This is a genomic window from Microcoleus sp. SVA1B4, from assembly GCF_036700545.1.
GTDB lineage: Bacteria > Cyanobacteriota > Cyanobacteriia > Cyanobacteriales > Microcoleaceae > Microcoleus.
Window position 1 is genome coordinate 55,470 of record NZ_JAUBPB010000024.1, and the last position, 17,166, is coordinate 72,635.

The 17,166-nt window shown below is 47.9% G+C and carries 14 protein-coding genes; 7 read left to right on the forward strand and 7 right to left on the reverse strand.

The window, feature by feature from the left end:
* Positions 1-49: 49 nt before the first annotated feature.
* The 4 genes from QT987_RS13630 to QT987_RS13645 all read right to left on the reverse strand — a co-directional run bounded on the left by QT987_RS13630 (position 50) and on the right by QT987_RS13645 (position 4,761).
* The gene (locus tag QT987_RS13630) at positions 50-1,120 is read right to left on the reverse strand and encodes an aromatic ring-hydroxylating dioxygenase subunit alpha (RefSeq protein WP_333240691.1); all 1,071 of its coding nucleotides are present in this window, start codon (positions 1,118-1,120) and stop codon (positions 50-52) included.
* Positions 1,120-1,806, reverse strand: a complete 687-nt coding sequence (locus tag QT987_RS13635) for a class I SAM-dependent methyltransferase (protein WP_333240695.1) — start codon at positions 1,804-1,806, stop codon at positions 1,120-1,122. Before QT987_RS13635 ends, QT987_RS13630 begins: the two co-directional genes overlap by 1 nt.
* A 313-nt stretch (positions 1,807-2,119) precedes the next feature.
* Entirely contained in the window at positions 2,120-4,120 is a 2,001-nt protein-coding gene (locus QT987_RS13640; RefSeq protein WP_445299618.1) for an FAD-dependent oxidoreductase, read from the reverse strand.
* A 398-nt stretch (positions 4,121-4,518) separates the two neighbouring features.
* On the reverse strand, positions 4,519-4,761 hold the full coding sequence (locus QT987_RS13645; RefSeq protein WP_333240699.1) for a hypothetical protein: 243 nt from the start codon (positions 4,759-4,761) through the stop codon (positions 4,519-4,521).
* A 396-nt stretch (positions 4,762-5,157) separates the two neighbouring features.
* On the opposite strand from QT987_RS13645, the gene QT987_RS13650 reads away from it, so the two are divergent.
* The 4 genes from QT987_RS13650 to QT987_RS13665 all read left to right on the forward strand — a co-directional run bounded on the left by QT987_RS13650 (position 5,158) and on the right by QT987_RS13665 (position 9,545).
* Positions 5,158-6,624: a CHAT domain-containing protein gene (locus QT987_RS13650; protein WP_333240704.1), complete on the forward strand. Its 1,467-nt coding sequence runs from the start codon at positions 5,158-5,160 to the stop codon at positions 6,622-6,624.
* Positions 6,625-6,694: 70 nt separating this feature from the next.
* Positions 6,695-6,976 (forward strand): hypothetical protein, encoded by a 282-nt coding sequence (locus tag QT987_RS13655; RefSeq protein WP_333240708.1) that lies wholly within the window; start codon positions 6,695-6,697, stop codon positions 6,974-6,976.
* A 6-nt stretch (positions 6,977-6,982) separates the two neighbouring features.
* Positions 6,983-7,270, forward strand: a complete 288-nt coding sequence (locus QT987_RS13660; RefSeq protein WP_333240713.1) for a type II toxin-antitoxin system RelE/ParE family toxin — start codon at positions 6,983-6,985, stop codon at positions 7,268-7,270.
* Between the two features lie 175 nt (positions 7,271-7,445).
* Complete coding sequence (locus tag QT987_RS13665) at positions 7,446-9,545, forward strand: hypothetical protein (protein ID WP_333240716.1); 2,100 nt, start codon at positions 7,446-7,448, stop codon at positions 9,543-9,545.
* A gap of 58 nt (positions 9,546-9,603) precedes the next feature.
* Here the strand turns inward: QT987_RS13665 and QT987_RS13670 are convergent, their stop codons facing one another.
* A complete protein-coding gene (locus QT987_RS13670) occupies positions 9,604-10,548 on the reverse strand; it encodes a hypothetical protein (RefSeq protein WP_333240718.1) in 945 nt (314 codons plus the stop codon).
* A 94-nt stretch (positions 10,549-10,642) separates the two neighbouring features.
* Entirely contained in the window at positions 10,643-10,816 is a 174-nt protein-coding gene (locus QT987_RS13675) for a hypothetical protein (RefSeq protein WP_333240722.1), read from the reverse strand.
* Between the two features lie 891 nt (positions 10,817-11,707).
* Here QT987_RS13675 and QT987_RS13680 point away from each other — a divergent pair.
* Positions 11,708-13,756, forward strand: coding sequence for an iron uptake porin (locus tag QT987_RS13680; RefSeq protein ID WP_333240725.1), 2,049 nt, complete (start codon positions 11,708-11,710; stop codon positions 13,754-13,756).
* A gap of 131 nt (positions 13,757-13,887) precedes the next feature.
* On the opposite strand, the gene QT987_RS13685 is transcribed toward QT987_RS13680, so the two are convergent.
* Positions 13,888-15,123: an FIST N-terminal domain-containing protein gene (locus QT987_RS13685; protein WP_333240727.1), complete on the reverse strand. Its 1,236-nt coding sequence runs from the start codon at positions 15,121-15,123 to the stop codon at positions 13,888-13,890.
* A gap of 758 nt (positions 15,124-15,881) precedes the next feature.
* On the opposite strand from QT987_RS13685, the gene QT987_RS13690 reads away from it, so the two are divergent.
* Positions 15,882-16,118 (forward strand): Calvin cycle protein CP12, encoded by a 237-nt coding sequence (locus tag QT987_RS13690; protein ID WP_190662788.1) that lies wholly within the window; start codon positions 15,882-15,884, stop codon positions 16,116-16,118.
* 400 nt (positions 16,119-16,518) lie between these two features.
* The gene (locus tag QT987_RS13695; protein ID WP_333240730.1) at positions 16,519-17,139 is read left to right on the forward strand and encodes a DUF3177 family protein; all 621 of its coding nucleotides are present in this window, start codon (positions 16,519-16,521) and stop codon (positions 17,137-17,139) included.
* The last annotated feature ends 27 nt before the right edge of the window (positions 17,140-17,166 follow it).

Here is a 17,166-nt window from a genome sequence, read left to right on the forward strand (position 1 = left end):
TGCAGGCTGGTTTCATTCGTCCCGCTGTAGGCTTCAATCTGCGGCTGAATTACCCATTTTCCCCCTGACTTCTCATCAACTTTTGCACGCTGGCTAAAGCTCGATTTAATTCATAATTTTTTCTTTCTGAATTCTGCAAAAAAGCCTGCTGTTCTTCCTCAATCATTAACACATCCTGCCGCACCAAACCATCTAATAACTTTTGAGCCGCGCCGAAACAACAATCTTTGATAAACCTGCGAAACCAAACAGGCAATTTGTGCAGCCGCCAAAACGCATTTAATGAGGTAAAATGAATTAAATAAGCGCGAGTTGCTGTTTCGCTCACCGGACAAACCAAGCAGTAAATCTTAAAGTCGCTCCCCAAAGTGGAAACCCAGTGCGGGTAAACATAACTCACCTCCAGCGGTTCCGGGTGCAGTCGGCGCAAAGATTTAAAAAATAACTGAGAAATTGACCAAATTTTATCTATTTTGTAATAACTTTGTGCCTGATAGCGAGCAGTTACTTGATGCTCGTTTTCTTCTAAAGTATCTAACACTGGATTTGCCCAAGCTTGCCAATCATCGTGCAAGTGTCCGTGGTACATATCCATCAAATTTTCAATTAAAAATGAATAGTGTGCCTGACAGTCGATGACTGAAACTGTGACAATATAATTGAGATGTTCCCACTCTGGCAAATCCAGTAAATCTATTTTTTCGGCTTGGGTTTCGTCGCCGGGAAACAGCCAGATAAAACCGTTTTTTTCCTGGACAGGATAGGAGCGAATTTTGCAGTTAGGTAGCTTTTGATTTTCTGCTAAATAATCGACTTCGGCGCATTCTCCCCTTGCATTTAACCGCCATCCGTGGTAAGCACATTCGATTAAATCGCCTTTAACTTGACCGTGGCTGAGTTTAACTTGTCGGTGCGGACATCTATCTTCTAAAGCGTTGATTTTGCCTGCACTGTCGCGGAAAAGTACGATCGCCCGATTCCAGATTTTCGCAGTGACGGGCTGAGTTTGTACCTCGGTGCTGCGGGCGATGGCATACCAGCGATCGAGATTAATGCCCAACTGGCGGATGTGAGTTTTTTCCCCTTTTCCAGCTACCGATTTTATCGCGTTGTTTTGCATTACAAATATTCCCAAATTACGCCCATAAAACAACCCAATTTTACAAAATAACAGCCCGGAAAGCAACGACCGTAAATTTTTCTAAATCTCCGTTCTGACAAATACCTATCGTTAGCTAAATGCTTCAACCACCCAGGCGACAATCGAAATTTTAATAGTCTTAAAGCATGGCGAAATCCGTAGGTGGAACAGTCGGGATTAAAATCTCTCGCTGCACCTAATATGTAGCCTATTGTAGCAGGTGTCTCGACTTCCGATATATTATCTATAAAGACGATTTTTCCGTGCGGATTTAACAATTGTTTAATTGCATGGAGGGCGGCGGGAAGGTTGGGCAGGTGGTGAAAAGTTGCAGAACTAACTATTAAATCAAATTGGCGATCGAGCGCTAATTGACTGGCATCCATTTGGATATATTCGATATTGGGGGCTGAGCGTTTTTGACGGGCTATATCTAGCATTTTTGCTGACAAATCGACGGCGACCACATTATCGTAATACTGGGCTAATTCAAAAGCAAGAATTCCCGAACCGCAGCCAATATCTAATACTGAACCTTTGCTGACAGATAGGTTGTTAGTAAAGAAATCGTTCTGGTTTTGCAACGAGGCCACGAAATCATATTCTGTTGCAAAAGCATCAAACGTTACAGATTTATTGCGAAGTTTGCAGTTACTATTTAGCATTTATTATTGCTTTATACTCATTCAATAATATTTTAACCGCATATCCACCCCGCTTAACGCAGATATTTTTTTTGTTCGCAAGCTCTGCCTTTTCCCCTCAGCTAAACCACACCCACAAACCGTAACTCATCTTAGAAAAAGAATGCAACTTTAGGAAACCTCTAAACCCTTAGATAATCAGTCATTCCCATTTTTTCAAATATAAAATCTAAAATCTAAAATCTAAAATCTAAAATCGTATGACAGGGGGCGGGTTTCACCGAGGATACCAGCCGATGATTGACGATTTATAAAGCCCGCCCCACTGCAAACCTTAGATTTTTAACACGCCTTCGGGATTCACCGTCAAGAGCGATCGCCTCTGCAAACCCTCCTGAGATAAAATAGCATTAGCTGCCAACAAACCGCTGCTAACCGCCCTTTCCATTAAACCGCACGGAAACGGCATTTTCACCCAATCTCCCGCAAACAACAGATTCGGAACAGCACAGCAAGTTTCTGGTCTTTCTGCATAACTACCGGGCGGATATCCAGAGAAATTCTTTTGATTTACCAATTCCCGGTGCAGCATATTTGCCTCTTTTAATTCCGGTACAATTTCGTACAATTCTTGCTCAAAAGTCGCCAGCAAAACTTCCTGATTCGGAAATTCCTTCTCCTTGTAACAATAAGCGTGCAGTTCCACTACACTACCGCCCGTTTTCTGATTCCACTCTATGAACTGATCCTGAATTCGGTGGTAAAGCGTGATGCTGTCAGTCAGTTTGTAGCCGGAAAGCGAACTGAAATTGCTGTGTTCCCAGGGAAATTCGCGATCGAACCAAAAACGCCCAACCGCAAACGGATCGGCTATTTTCAAGCTCTCGATCCGACTCTGCACCTGCGGATTTACCTCACCGCTAGCCAAACTAAACAAATGCTGCATCCCCGGAACATCGGCCGCCAAAACATAGTAATCAGCCTTCAATGTTTCTCCCAAATTTTGCGGCTGCGATTGCTTAACCGCTGCTACTAACTGTATTTCATCTGCTTTTTCATCTACTACCTTAAATCGAGGCAAATCCCGCTGAGCAGGCCCGCTCACAACTCGCCCTTCGGCATCAAAAACTGCCCCGTGACAAGGACAGTGAAATTGACCGTCGTTTTGTTTCTGAACTGTGCAGCCTTGGTGAGTGCAGCTCAGAGAAATTGCCTCTTTTCCCGACGGTGCGGCGGCAAATACGCTGTCCCCAGCGCCGAAATATTCGGTAGAGTTGCTGTCAGTTAACAGCGCGTTTCGCTTCACCCAAAAAGGTATTTTACTTTGCACGTCTCCCGACTGGTAACTCAGAGAATCAATCTGACCGTTTTCCCAGCGAATCTCACTGACTGCGACATCTGTTAATACTTTGCCGCCTTTGCTTTCAATGGCTCTGGCAATAGGCTGCACCAAACTCGTGCCCATATCTTGCCGCGTACCGTTGAAGGCCAAACCCTCTGGATTTCCGAAAAAGTAAAAGTGGAAAAATTGCATTAATTCTCCCGCGCTCAATTCGTCTGGAGCGTTGAGGCTGGACTTGGCAAAAGGCAGAAAATACAAGTCATAAAGCCCGCGCGGAAATTCACCTTTTACCCAGTCGGCAACTGATATATTGTCGAGGCGATCGAAAGTTTTTTGAGTTTGAAAACCGCCGATTTCCCGAAATACTTGCCAGTGAGCGGGTTTTGTAAGATTGATTCCCCACTTGAGCCGATTGGGAGAAGATATCCCCAAGTCAACTATATTCCAGGGAAAAGCTGAATGGTTGGGACGGAAAACTTCGGGTTTGTATTTGCCGTCTCTAAACAGAACGGCGTAGGATTCTAAAGATATAAAGTTATCGGTAATTTCTAGTTCTTCAACCACACTTTTGAGGTTGTAGTATTGCGGAAAAAAACCGTGGAAACCGTGTTCCATCATAAAAGTTTCGTTCCCGACTTGTATCGGCCAACTAGCAATTTTACCGCCGAGTTGGGGCGATTTGTCGAGCAATGTTACGGCGAAACCTCGCTGGGATAGCTCGTAAGCACAGGCGAGCCCTGCTAAGCCTGCGCCTACAACTGCAACGGTTTTGCGGTTATTCAGCATTCGCGGCAAGTCAAGAGAATCTTGCACAAAAACGGCGGGCTCTGGCTTGGAAAACCGAGAGTAGCCCAGCAGCCCGCCTGCGGCACCGACTCCGAGGAATTTGAGGGCGGTTCTTCGAGAAACTGGTTGGGATAGCGGTGAATTGGTTGATTGACTCATCAGCGGTACGCGGTAACGGGCTTTAAACACAAATACGCCATAAGGCATATATCATAGACCGAAATCAGGATATGTGAAGAAATACTAATACACATCCCCCAATCGGATCGCGATCCTCTTCGAGGGCTGCGCTAACGCACTTGATATGGTTCGATCGCACACAATGTATAGCAGAAGCAAGAAGGCTTTAGTTATTTAGGAGAAAAGAAGAAAAAAGCGATCGCCCGCCTAGCGTAAAATTCTCTAAATAATTAAGTGTTTTTATTTATCTTGCTCAACTATTAGCAACCGCCGCCAATGATGTTAAAAAACTATGAGGTTTTCCGGCAAAATCTTATGCGAAAAGCAGTCTTGGCGAATTGTACGAAATAACCTGGCAGATATCCGAGGCAAAACAATTAACCAGCCGAGCTTTAACTAAGTTTGGGCGAAAAAACCTAACTATTTTAAAAGAAGTAAATACAGAGAATATATCTACTGAGGTAACTCAATATATCGGCGATCGATGCAGAGTATTCCTCACTTAATACCAAGACAAAACTCGATTCAACCTGAGAAGTGCGGATGTGTCGCAAAAATTCAAAGACGCCCGTATAGCTAATGCCGGTTAAACTCACATCTTGCACCATTCTTAAGAACGGGCTCTTCGGCCCGTTCCACAAAAGATGAATTTTTTGTGGAACAGGCATCTTGCCTGTTCATAAAAGGATTATTGAAAATAGTGCAACATCTCAGTTTTTTGCGTAAGTCCTGTTTATGCAAAACCCCTGCATAATTTACAAACTTTTACATAAATGGTCAATTTCCTGGCGTGGGGCCTCTGTTGCTGCTGGTATCCACACCCTACGGTAGATATTTGGGGTTGCTCTTGAATGCTATAATCGTGCGGCGATCGCCAGCACAGTCAATCGATTTTAGATTTTAGATTTTAGATTTTAGATTAAAGAATTGAATGAAGCATTGACCCCACGGATAAATTCGGGGGGGAAGTTTCTCGGATACAGGTTTTTTATTTCTGGACGGATGAATCCGGGGGCTTGTATCCTGGATGCTTTCAGTCAAAATTTTCACCCACATCCAAACTTTTGCCAACTGCTGCCGCCAACGGCGCCCTTAACCGCCCCAAAACCATGCACTACCAATCCCAGCAGCAACGCCAAAAACACACGACTCAGAAAAAAATTAAAAAAGCTATTTTTTACTGTGTGATAGCAATATTTTTCTGCCTGAGCACGGCGAACCTCGCTACAATTGCCCAAAACACAGGCCAGGGCGGGCTGGGCGGGCAAGAAATGAGAAATTTGCTCGATCGGGGAAACCTCACCGAAGCCGTAACCAGAATCGAAGAAAACTGGGAAGAAGAGTATCAAAACTACTTTGAACAAGACTTTGAAACCCGTGCTAAAACCGCCGAAGCAATATCAAAAACTCTCTCCCGTCTAGCAGTTCAAACCAAGAAAAAACCAGCTTTAATTTACGCTATCCCCCGCACCGACCAACTAGAATTAATCTTAATATTGCCCGATCGCCCGCCCATTCTCCGCAGCATCCCCGAAGCCAAACAAGAGAAACTGCTCTCAGTAGTCCAAGAATTCCGCAGCGAAATCACCAACCCCGTAAAAATTAACACCACCAGCTATCTAGAACCAGCCCAACAACTCTACAAATGGATAGTTGCACCCCTAGAAACAGATTTGCAAACAGCAAAAATTGAAACCTTGCTGTTCTGCGTCGGCGCAGGTTTGCGAACCGTACCCCTAGCAGCAATGCACGACGGAAAGCAATTTCTGATCCAAAAATACAGCCTCGCCCGCATCCCAGCCTTCAAACTCACAGACAGCAATTACACCGACCTCAGAAACGTGCAAGTCCTAGCAATGGGAGCATCAGATTTCGCAGAAGAGGCGAACAAAGAACCGCTACCAGCAGTGCCGTTAGAACTAGGCGCGATCGCCCGACAGTGGCCCGGTCAATCCTTTCTCAACCAAGACTTCACCCTAGTAAACTTGCAATCCCAGCGACTGCAACAAAAATACGGAATCATCCACCTTGCCACCCACGCAGAATTCCGCCCAGGAACCCCAAATAACTCCTACATTCAATTTTGGGACACCCAACTCGGTCTCGATCAAATGAGAGATTTAAAATGGAACAATCCGCCCCTCGAACTATTAGTATTAAGCGCCTGTAGAACCGCCTTGGGAGACAAAGAAGCAGAACTCGGATTTGCCGGTTTAGCGCTGCAATCGGGAGCAAAATCAGCCCTCGCCAGCTTGTGGTACGTCAGCGATGCGGGGACTCTCGCCTTGATGACAGAGTTTTACCAGCAGTTAAAAATCCGCAGGCCAAACGACCCTCCAATCATTAAAGCTGAAGCTCTCAGAAAAGCACAAATTGCCGCGATCGAAGGCAAAGTGACGATCGAAGGCGGTCAACTGCGAAGTGCGCGAGGCGACATTCCCTTGCCCCCGTCCATCCCCAAACTCGACAGCAAAGATTTATCCCATCCGTATTATTGGGCAGCTTTCAGCATGATCGGCAGTCCTTGGTGAATTCTGATTGAAAATGGCTAAGTTAAAATAATGTTATCCTTCCTCTAATGCAACCATTCTCCGATCGCATATGACCGAAGCCGCCACGATCAACACTCAACTCATCGATACCCTCACTCAAATTATCCTCGCCCTCACCGAGGAAGAGCGCCACATCCTCATCCATAAACTTCTAATTCCAAATCAAACTTCAGACACTACAAAGGCAGATCGAGAAACTCTTAAGCAGGAAATAGCGATCGGTGTAGAACAGCTTCAGACAGGACAATATACAGAGTACGATGACAATTCTCTGCCGAATCTTCTCCTCACTATCAAACAACGCGGACAACAACGCCTAAAACAGGAGTAAGTGCCCTTGAATCGCTATCGCCTTTCCCAGCAAGCGGAAAAAGATTTAGAAGATATATGGATTTATCTGGCACAGCAGGACGAACTTGGCGCCGATCTCCAAATGGTGCGATTGCTAGATCGCTTTCCCATGCTTGCCCAATTTCCGAATATGGGGCGACAGCGAAATGAACTCCTCACAGGATTGAGAAGTTTTCCTGTCAAACCTTACATTGTTTTCTATATAATTCTCCCAGAGAGAGTCGAGATTGTGAGAGTCCTGCATCAATCGCGGGATATAGAAGGACAATTTTAGCGATCGAGCCAAATGCCGACTTCTCGATCGCCTATATATCTTTCTGAACGTAACTCTTGACCGATCGAGGTGATAAACTGTACAAAATATAGTAATTCAATGCCTGTAGCTGCCAAAAAACCACCTACCGCAAACCTTTCAGCAACATAGCGGGGGTCTTCAAGGGGAAAGAAAGATGAAAAAATTAGAATTTTTGCTACAGAAAGAAGGCGATCGCGCCTGGTTGCCCCTAGAAACCTCCGACGTGGAAATTCTAGAAGGTAAATACCGCGTTGTTGCTCGCATTCAGCACCCCAACACCGACATCGAAATTCGCGTTACCCATACCTCCTTCGACCAAGGGGCGCAGCGGAAAGTCCAAAGCCGATCGGCCCGCACCAACCCCGAAGGATTAGTCGTGATCATTCCCTACACCAGGCTCAAACCCGGACTGTGGGAACTCTCCTGCTTGCCAGATCCCAAATCAACACCACTAAAACCTTGGCAGTACGGCGTTCAGTTGGAAGTATTGCCCGCAGAATCGGAAACCTCCGAACCCCTACCGCCGATCGACCAAACCGAACCGGCAACTTCCCCTCCAGCCCCACAAATCGCTTCCCCGGTCGATCGCGCAGCCCCACAAATCGCTTCCCCGGTCGATCCCCCCGCACCAACCCAAATCCCAGCAGCCGATTCAGCACCGCAGCAGACCAAAATCTACCAATTTCCTATTCCCCAAACCCCCGAACCAAAACCGGGCGTCCAACTCGAACTCCTCCTCGATCGAGAAACCTTCGTCACCCAACTCGGTCGCCCCTTAATCATTTCCGGCAAAATCGACATTCCCCAAAACCCGCAACACCCCCAACAAAGCAGAAAAACAGCAACTCTCATCCCCGAATCCGAAGCCCTAGAACTCCAACAACTCATCGGTTCAGCACAACTGCAAATTTACCTGCGCGATCCCCAAACCTCAAAAATTCTCGCAGAAATCCAGCAGCCGATGCCAGAACAAGTTCCCCCCTGCATCTTTGCCTGCGTCACCTACATCCCAACCGAGTGTAAAAGCCGCCTAATTTTAGGAGAAGCAATTCTTAGCAGCGGCGGCGTCACCCTAGCCACCAAACTATTCACAATTACAGCTCGTTTAGAGCACCTTCTAGAGGAAATTAAAGACAATTTCATCGAAGAAAAGCATCAAGCCGAACCCTCCCCAACAGCCTCAAAACCGTCTGGAAGCGCCAAAAATATATCCTTCCTCAAGCTAGTAGAAAAATCCTTAGACCCTCCCTCCCCTGCTGAAGTCCCAACCACTGAAGCCCTACCCCCTCTACTGGCTTCGCGTCACACCCCAAGTGCAGGCGGTCTAGAATTGCCCGCATTCGGTAACAAACTCCCCGACAGCAGCCGATCGCAATTGCTGTCGGAAATCTCCGATTCGCCTCAAACTGCCCCAGAGTCGATCGACCCACAAACCAAACCCTCAGACATCTCAAATCCCACTCAAACAGCCGAAATCGGAGCGATCGACCAAAAACCCGAAAACAGCCCAGAATTAGAAACAACCGCCCCAGAAACCGCGCCAGCACCCACAAAACAGGCATTTCAAACCTTAAACGTCGAAAGTCGATTTTGGTCGCGACTGAGTTCCCTAGCCAGCAACGGTGAATCCCCCGACTGGCTCAAAGCAACCACCCTGTCACCAAATCCAACAGCCGCCGCCAATAGCAGCGACGAAATTGCCGTTGTGGAAGAAGAAAGCAGCCCAACCCAGCAGCAACCCGAAACCAGCGAAACAAATTCCGATCCCAAATCTACTAGCCCAGAAGCCAGAGAATTTGTCGTTTTTGACGAACCCCCGCAGCCGAAACAAGTTGCTCAAAAAACCAGAACAGTCGCCACAGAAGACACTCCCCCAACTCCCTACGTTTTGCCAGAAGACGAGTTAGTACCGATGCCGATTTTGGAATTGCCGCGCCCCGAAATCATCGCGGGCCAGGCTGTAAAAGTGCAAGTGCAACTCCCGGAATTAATGCCCCGGATTTATGTGAAAGTTTGGGTGTACGATCGACAAACATACCTGATTCTCGACGGGCCGCGCTGGATTACCGAATTTAAAGCTAACGGGTTGGGAAATGTGCGAGCAAGTGTCGAGTTAGAGATTCCCTACGGCTGCATGGAAGTCGAATTTGAGGCGATCGCCGTCGAAATGCAAACTCAGCGGGAAAGCCACAAAGTAAGCGTTCACCGCCAAGTTTTACCCCCAGCCGGGCCAACTTTACCCCTCGAAGGGTAAGCCAAAATCCGCGTGCATCCCCGTTCATCCGCTGACATCTGCGGTTAAAAAATCCTACTTACTTGCCCGCCAACTGCCGAAACTTCTTCTTAAACTTATTCTTATACACGTAGATCGATCGCTGTAAATCCTCAACTTGCAGCGACATCTCGGCAGCCAAACCCGTGCGGTTCCAAACATCCTCCTCACACTTGCGGCGGCAAAAATTCATCGGTTCCGAGTAAACTTTCCCAGTAGATAAAGTCGGCTTCGGCCCGCACCAGTGAATCACCGTCGCCTGAGTGCGATCGCCCGCAGGCCCGCTTGACTCAACCGGAAACCGCTTTCTCAGCAAATCCTGGTCAAAATCCGGCACCAACAACTGCATATCCACATTCTGCACCCGCAGTCGATTTTCTTGTGCCGCCCGGAAAATCATAAAGTTCAAAAAACCCATTTCTCCGTACTTAAATATCTTCGGATTTGCTGCCGTAAAATCTAAAATTTCTACGTATTCTTCCAAGCTAAAAACGCCGCGCTTAGCAAAGAAAGTACCCGTGCAGAAATAGTTCGATCGCGATTCCGACCAACGAAAATTCGGGAAATGCTTCTCAACGCCCGGAATGTCAAAGAAAAATTCCGAAATCTCCGCATCCGGGTAATCGTAACAAGGCTTGTCTACAATAAAATCAAACTCTTGAAAGTTAGCCAATTTGAGAACATCGCCCCAGACGATCGTATCGGCATCCAAAACCATAAAATTTGACCAAGGACTTTCCCAGAAAGCAATCATTTTAGTTTTGCCCCAACCAAAACTTCTTTTCCTGAGAACTTCTTCAGAAACAGTTGTGCGATTGATAACCCGCACCCCATAGGCTTTTTCCAAAGCACTCACAGAAAACGTACCGTCAATCAACAGACAAATCGGCACATCTCCCAGGAAATAGCGGATGCTAGCACAGCAACCCTTAGCAAACAGATAATCTTGGTCGCAGCAGGCAATAATAATACCAAAATCTTCCATAAAACCTCACTTTTTTACTAATACCAGTTACCCAAAATAATGCAAGTGTATGCCGATGTTTCCAACTTGTATGTCATCAGTTATTTCCAATTCTTTAATCGAAAATCGAAAATCGAAAATGGTATAACTTGCCCACCCACAGCGTTTCGGTTTTTTGTTCTGACAGCAGCTCTATTTTTGAGTTTGGCATTTTAGCCAGCTTAGCACTAAACTCCTGCGATCGTCCGTAGGTAAAAACATCGTTCAAACCGCTAGGAATCTTGGGCATAGTTGGTCTGTCAAGCAAGTGAGCTCTCCCTGCGCCAACAGCGGGTCAATCGATTTTAGATTTTAGATTTTAGATTTTAGATTTGAAGCATTGACTTGCGCGAGATAAATTCGGGGCGCAAGTTTCATCGGATACAGGTTTTTTATTTCTGGACGGATGAATCACGTGGCGGGTATCCTGGATGCGGGAATTGTCAAGCACTACCAGTTCAGTCGTACTCAAACAACAAAAAAGTTGTGTTAAAATAGCCGGAAATTAAACCCGCCGACGGTTAGTCTCAAAAAAGGCGATCGTCCTGGCAAGTCCCGACGGCAGCGGGCCTCAAACAAACAAAATTGGTCAAGCCTGAACTTTGGTTTGGATCGGGTCAATCTACCAGCCTTTAAGTCTCAGTTCCCCACTCATGGCGGGAAAATAGCCCCTGCCGGGTCGCGAGGTTTAAACTTAGGTTAAAAACCTTGACATTATAGGAGATAAAGCTGTATAAGGGATGCGACAAGCAGCCACAATCCTACCTATAACTGTCTGTTAAGTCGGGCGTAACCGAGGACTCTGGGCAGTTGTCAGTTACAGGCAGATTGTGGTTGAACCCGTAGAACCAGTTATCGATCGCCCGCAGAGCAATTCAAGCAAGTCGGGCGATCGAGAGATGAAATTAGCACGTGATGGTATAATCTACTGTAATGTAATGTGGGCTTGACCTGAATTGATGCCTGGGGGTATAAGGGCTGGGCCCCTACGTTCAAGCAGAAGTAGACACGCCTACTGTGAATCAACAGTTATGGATAGGTTCTATTTTGGCAGTTATTGTCAACAGGCAAGCAACCACAAAAATTAGCAGTTGGGAATTGCTGCTCGTCGAGTTGAATAGAGTGTGAAGGTGTGAGGAAAATGAACAGAACTTTTTGGAATTTACTGCTAGTATCCCCGGCAATTCTGGGGCTATCATCAGTCATGAGTGCCACTGCGATCGCCGCAGAAGCGACCGCAACCCCTGAAGCCAACCAACTAGCTAAAGCTCAGTCATCTGAGTCAAAAATTGCAGAAATAGTTGGAGAAATAGTTGCAGAACCAGTTGCAGCAGCCCCTGCTGCCCCAGAAAACCTGGCTTTAAACAGCAGCCTCGAAGCGGCCAAAACCCCGGTCGTTAAGGAAGCAGACGCTGAAAAAATCGCCTCAATCGAACCAGAAACCAGCGCGGCAGCACTGCAAACAGCACTGCAAACAACAGGGAGCGACATCGAGTTAGCAGCCCCAATCGCTCCGGCCAGCGCAGCAGCGACTGAACCCCTAGCAGCAGCAGGCACTGCCGAACCCTCGCCCCAAGCATCCGACTTGGCAGAGCAAATCAGCCAGACAGAAGTTGCTGGGAAAATTGAAGTGCCAGCAGTCGCCAGCACCCCAGCTACTAAGGTAGAAATTGCTCAGACAGTACCCGGAGGAATGGGCGGCCCCATCGTCCCTGTTGCTCCCCAAGCACTGCCGGCCCAACCGTCGGGAACCATGTCCCAGGTGACATCAGTCACTCAGCTCTCCGACGTGCGGCCGACAGATTGGGCATTCCAAGCCCTGCAATCCCTAGTCGAACGCTACAGTTGTATCGTAGGTTATCCCGACGGCACCTTCCGCGGCAACCGCGCCCTGACTCGCTACGAATTTGCAGCCGGCGTCAACGCTTGCTTAGACCAGATAACCCAACTAATTGGGTCAACAGGTAACTTAGTTACCCGAGACGACTTAGCCATCCTGCAACGCCTGCAAGAAGAATTTGCAGCCGAACTCGCTACCCTGCGCGGACGAGTAGACGGCCTAGAAGCTCGCACCGCAGAACTCGAAGCCAACCAGTTCTCCACCACCACCAAATTGAATGGAGAAGCCATTTTTGCAGTCAGCGACACCTTCGTCGGAGATGATCTCAGCCTTGAGGACGACGACACTGTCACCAACTTCGGCTACCGGGTGCGCTTGAACTTAAACACCAGCTTCACCGGTCGAGACTTGCTCAGAACCCGCTTGCAAGCAGTCAACACCGCCCGCTACGATAGAGCCACCGCTACCGGTACAAACATGGCTCGCTTGGCTTTTGACGGCGATGATGGCAGCCAATTCACACTAGACGAAGTGTACTATCGGTTCCCGGTCGGTCGCGCTACAGTCTTTGTCGGTCCTAAAGGACTTGACCTCGATGAAATTGCAGACCAGGCTTCTACCTTTGGTAACTCTACGAGTTCCGGTTCACTTTCCAGATTTGGAGTTCGCAACCCGGCAGTATTCCGCGGCCCGCAGGGAGCAGGCGCAAGTGTGAGTTTCAACTTGGGCAGCCTCCGAGCTACCGCAGGCTATCTAGCCTCCGACGGCGATGCTCCCAACCCAGCAGACGGCAGGGGCGTTTTCGACGGTTCTTTCAGCGCTCTGGGTCAGATCGGCTTTTTCAGCAGACCGTTTGACTTGGGCTTGACTTACACCCGGAAATACAATCGGGCAGGCGATGTTAGCCTCATGGGCGGCGTCGGCAGTTCTTTGGCTAACCGGCCCTTCGATCAATCACCCACCGCATCAGATAACTATGGCGTGCAAGTTAACTTCAAACCCAGCCGTCGCTTTCAGATTGGCGGTTGGTACGGTTATACGAAGGCTGAACAACTGCGGGGCGGCAACAATGACGCGACGATCCAAAATGGTGCTATCACTTTGGCCCTGGCAGATTTTGGGCGGCAAGGCAACCTCCTCGGCTTCGTCTTCGGTGTACCGCCAAAAGTTACCGAGAGTGATGTCGCCAGAAACCGCGACACCTCTTATCACTTAGAGGGTTTCTATCGCTTCCAAGTCAATGACTTTATCTCAGTGACACCGGGCGTTTACGTGATTCTGAATCCCGAACACAACAACAACAACGACGATATCTGGGTCGGACTCCTCCGTACAACCTTTAGTTTCTAAGGCTTCTAGACATCTAGTTACAGCTAAAAGCGGCAGGCGACTGCCGCTTTTATTTATTGGTCATGAGGCGATTTTAGATTTTAGATTTTAGATTTTCAACAGTCAACAGTCATCAGTCAACAGTTCACCAATTATGAATTTTGGCGGCAAATCCCGAATACGGAGGTGTAGCCGTGCAGAAAGGTGCTACCACCGACGGGGCCGATTTCGCCGTTGCAGAAAAAGCCGCCCAGGGGGATGTTTTTGAGGTATCGGCCAAAAAGTCGGGAGTCAAAGTTCGATTCGCCGTAAAGCCCTTCACCGCGCCCCAGACAAGAGAACATCAAGGCGCCGACGCTGGATGTACCACTGTACTCGGCGGCCCGCTGATAGCGATCGAGCAGCATTTCTAGGTCTTCTGCAGAGGTGCGCGCGTCCCGCAGGTGAAATTGGATGCGCTGTCCGGGACGGACTCGATCGCCGATCGCAATTGCCCCCACTTTCGGATCTACTCCCAACAGATTGCGGATTAAAAAATCTCCCGGCTCTAATTTCAGCTTGAATTCATCGCTGACTAAGCCTACAAATAACGAGTGCTGGGCTAATTCTCGGTCTTCTTCGCTCAAAGTTTGAACTAACTCTCGCAAAGCCTCTAAGGGCGATCGTTCGATGCCCCCGCTGCCGATATCATCGGTTTGTTCTTCGAGTTTCAGCAAAATATTGCGATCTCCTTCCGTCACCCGATAAGGATGCCCGATCGGCCTGCAGCCTTGAGCGACGATCGTTTCCAAAACTATATTGCCGCTCAAAGCTACCCCAACCGTCCCTTCTCGGTAAAGCTGATAGTCGCAAAACAGCGCCGCGCCCCTGCCCGCACCGTCCCCCCCAGCGAGTCCCCCTACCTTCGCCGCGCCCGGATAGGCATAATCGAGCCCTTGTAGCAAATCGTTAATTTTTGCGGAAAAGGGGTCAGCCAAGATGATGAACTGCGGTTCTTCCTGGGCCGGCACGCCCAAGAGATCCACCCAAGTATCCGGGGGACTGTCTAAGTCGGGCAGTTCTTCTGAACCGACATGAAAAGTTCTGACATTCACTCCCGGCAAGCGCGCCAGACTGAGGCTGACTGCGGGAGATCCCTCGACTTCTTCGGTGAGGCCCCCCCGGTTCGTGCCGATGACTCCTCCCCCGCCACATCCCAGGATCGCGGGTACTGGCAGCATTTCTCGGAGTAAAGGCATCAGCCGAGAATACTCGCTGGCAAAGGCAGACGAGATAAATATCAGCGCTAAATCAGCCGGGCCTTCTAGGTCGCGATCGGCTTGTTCTATAACTTCTTTGAGGGCAGATTCCAAAGAGGGACGGGTTGATAAAGCGCTGACCCATTGCATTTGGTTTTGGGTGTACATAAGGCGAACTTCTCTATAAAACTATCTCTATACATTAGGCTAACCGGAACTGGCCGCTGGGGGGACGGTATTCTTGGGCGATCGATTCCCCCTCGATCGCCGTTCTTGTGTTAACATAAGTTAACATGAGTGTCCCATTAATCTGTTAACTGTTAAATCCCGTGTTCAGCTAAATCTTAAAAGATAAAGCTCAATACAGTTTGACACACCAACCTCGTGTAATGTTTTCATCAAAAGTAAGGTTGGCTCGACCTACATTGATGCCTGTGGACTAGAATCCGCCTACGGGCTAGTAAAGCAGGGAGTAGAGACGGCTACTGCGATCGCAGTTATGGATGGTTTCTCTCTGGGCTGCTGCAACCGCACCGCATCTCAAGCTATTATTAGCTGGGGTCGCCAGACCGAAACAGCAAATCCAACCCAAACTAACATCCCAAAAGAAAACCTTTCTTACTTAATAAGGTCAACGACCCAGGTCTAAAGACACGCTCGCTTCGAGCCTTTGACTTAAACCACAGTTGACCAGCCGTATACTTTAGAGGTCTACGTTTTTTGAGTTATGACACCAAGTGGCTGCTTAGCTAGTCCCTTGCTCTGTCGTTAACGGTTAAACATCTTTATTTGGGTTAAGGACGTGCCGTTAGCCGAACAAGCTCACTAAACAAAGGCGCGTGCTAAAATTACCTAGAAATAGGTCGGGGACAACCATATTCTCCTACACATTCATACCAACAAGTTTTATGACAACAACACCCGCAGGCAACATCCAAGAGAAAATTGAAGAAGAACTAGAAAGCGCTCGTACCGTCTGTGACCTCAAGGGCGCAACTTCCGGGGAATGCGCGGCGGCGTGGGACGCAGTTGAAGAACTGCAAGCAGAAGCTTCCCACCAAAAGCAAGTCAAACCTAAGAATTCTTTTGAAAAATTTTGCGACGACAATCCTGACGCTGCTGAGTGCCGCATCTACGAGGAATAAACGAGCCATTTAGCTCTATGCCGAACCTCCCGCGCCGAAATCTAACTTTTGGCGCGGGAGAATTTTATTTTAGGGGTTGAGCCTTGAAATAATGGTGAGATTTGCCCTCTATCCCAATACGGTTCAAATCCGCCAGCTTCCCCCTCGCCCCCCAAGGGGGACAAGAATTTGCTCTTGCGTCCCCCAAAAGGGGCGAGGATGGGAAGGAGATATCTCAAGAATAAACAGTTTTAACTCAAGCGTATTGCCGTCTATCGTGTCTCAAGTACCTTTCAAAGCGCGCCAAGTACCTTAGAAAATGTAGCAGTAACTAAAACATTAAGACCGTGTTCTGGTTGCTGATTTTTTAGCATTTTTGTAGTAAAATTTGTGACAAATAAGTGAGTATATTTTCCCAAAGATGTTGAGTCTTTTATTGGCAGCCACCGGGCCTTGGTTTCAACCGCTAGTGTGGATGGATTACCGTTTGTCTGTGTTATTAACAATTTCGATCCCGCTGGTAGTGCTGATTTGGGCTGTTGTGGCAAAAGCTGAGGCGATCGTCCGTTTGTCGATTATTTATTGGCGGGTGGCGAGTTTGCTGGCAATTACACTTTACCTGATGATGGCTGCGCTGCCTGTGAGCTTTGTATCGTCGGTGATTGGGAGGGCCTTAATTCCTGCGAGTCTGTGGTTTTGGGAGGATTTAAACGAAGAAATTGCCGATCGACCGCAGTCGCCCCTGAAACTGGCTTTTACAGCTTGGCGGTGGGCGATTACTGTTTACAGCGGTTTGGGCGCTCTTGCTCAACTTCCCTTCTTAAGCTGTGCTTTTAAATCGCAAATTGAGGTAATTGACGAACCTTTTTGCCGCATTTGGTTAGACCCACCTTGGCTCTATAAACAAATGTTTCACCCTACTACAACCCCTCAATTTTTGGGATTGTTGGGTCTGATTGGTTTAGCTATCTATGTAATTTTCTTGTCATACTTTGTGCTAATTAGACTAGGAAAACAGGGGAGGTCAGCTACCGGAAATTAAGTTTAGTTTTAGTTAGTATTTCCCTCC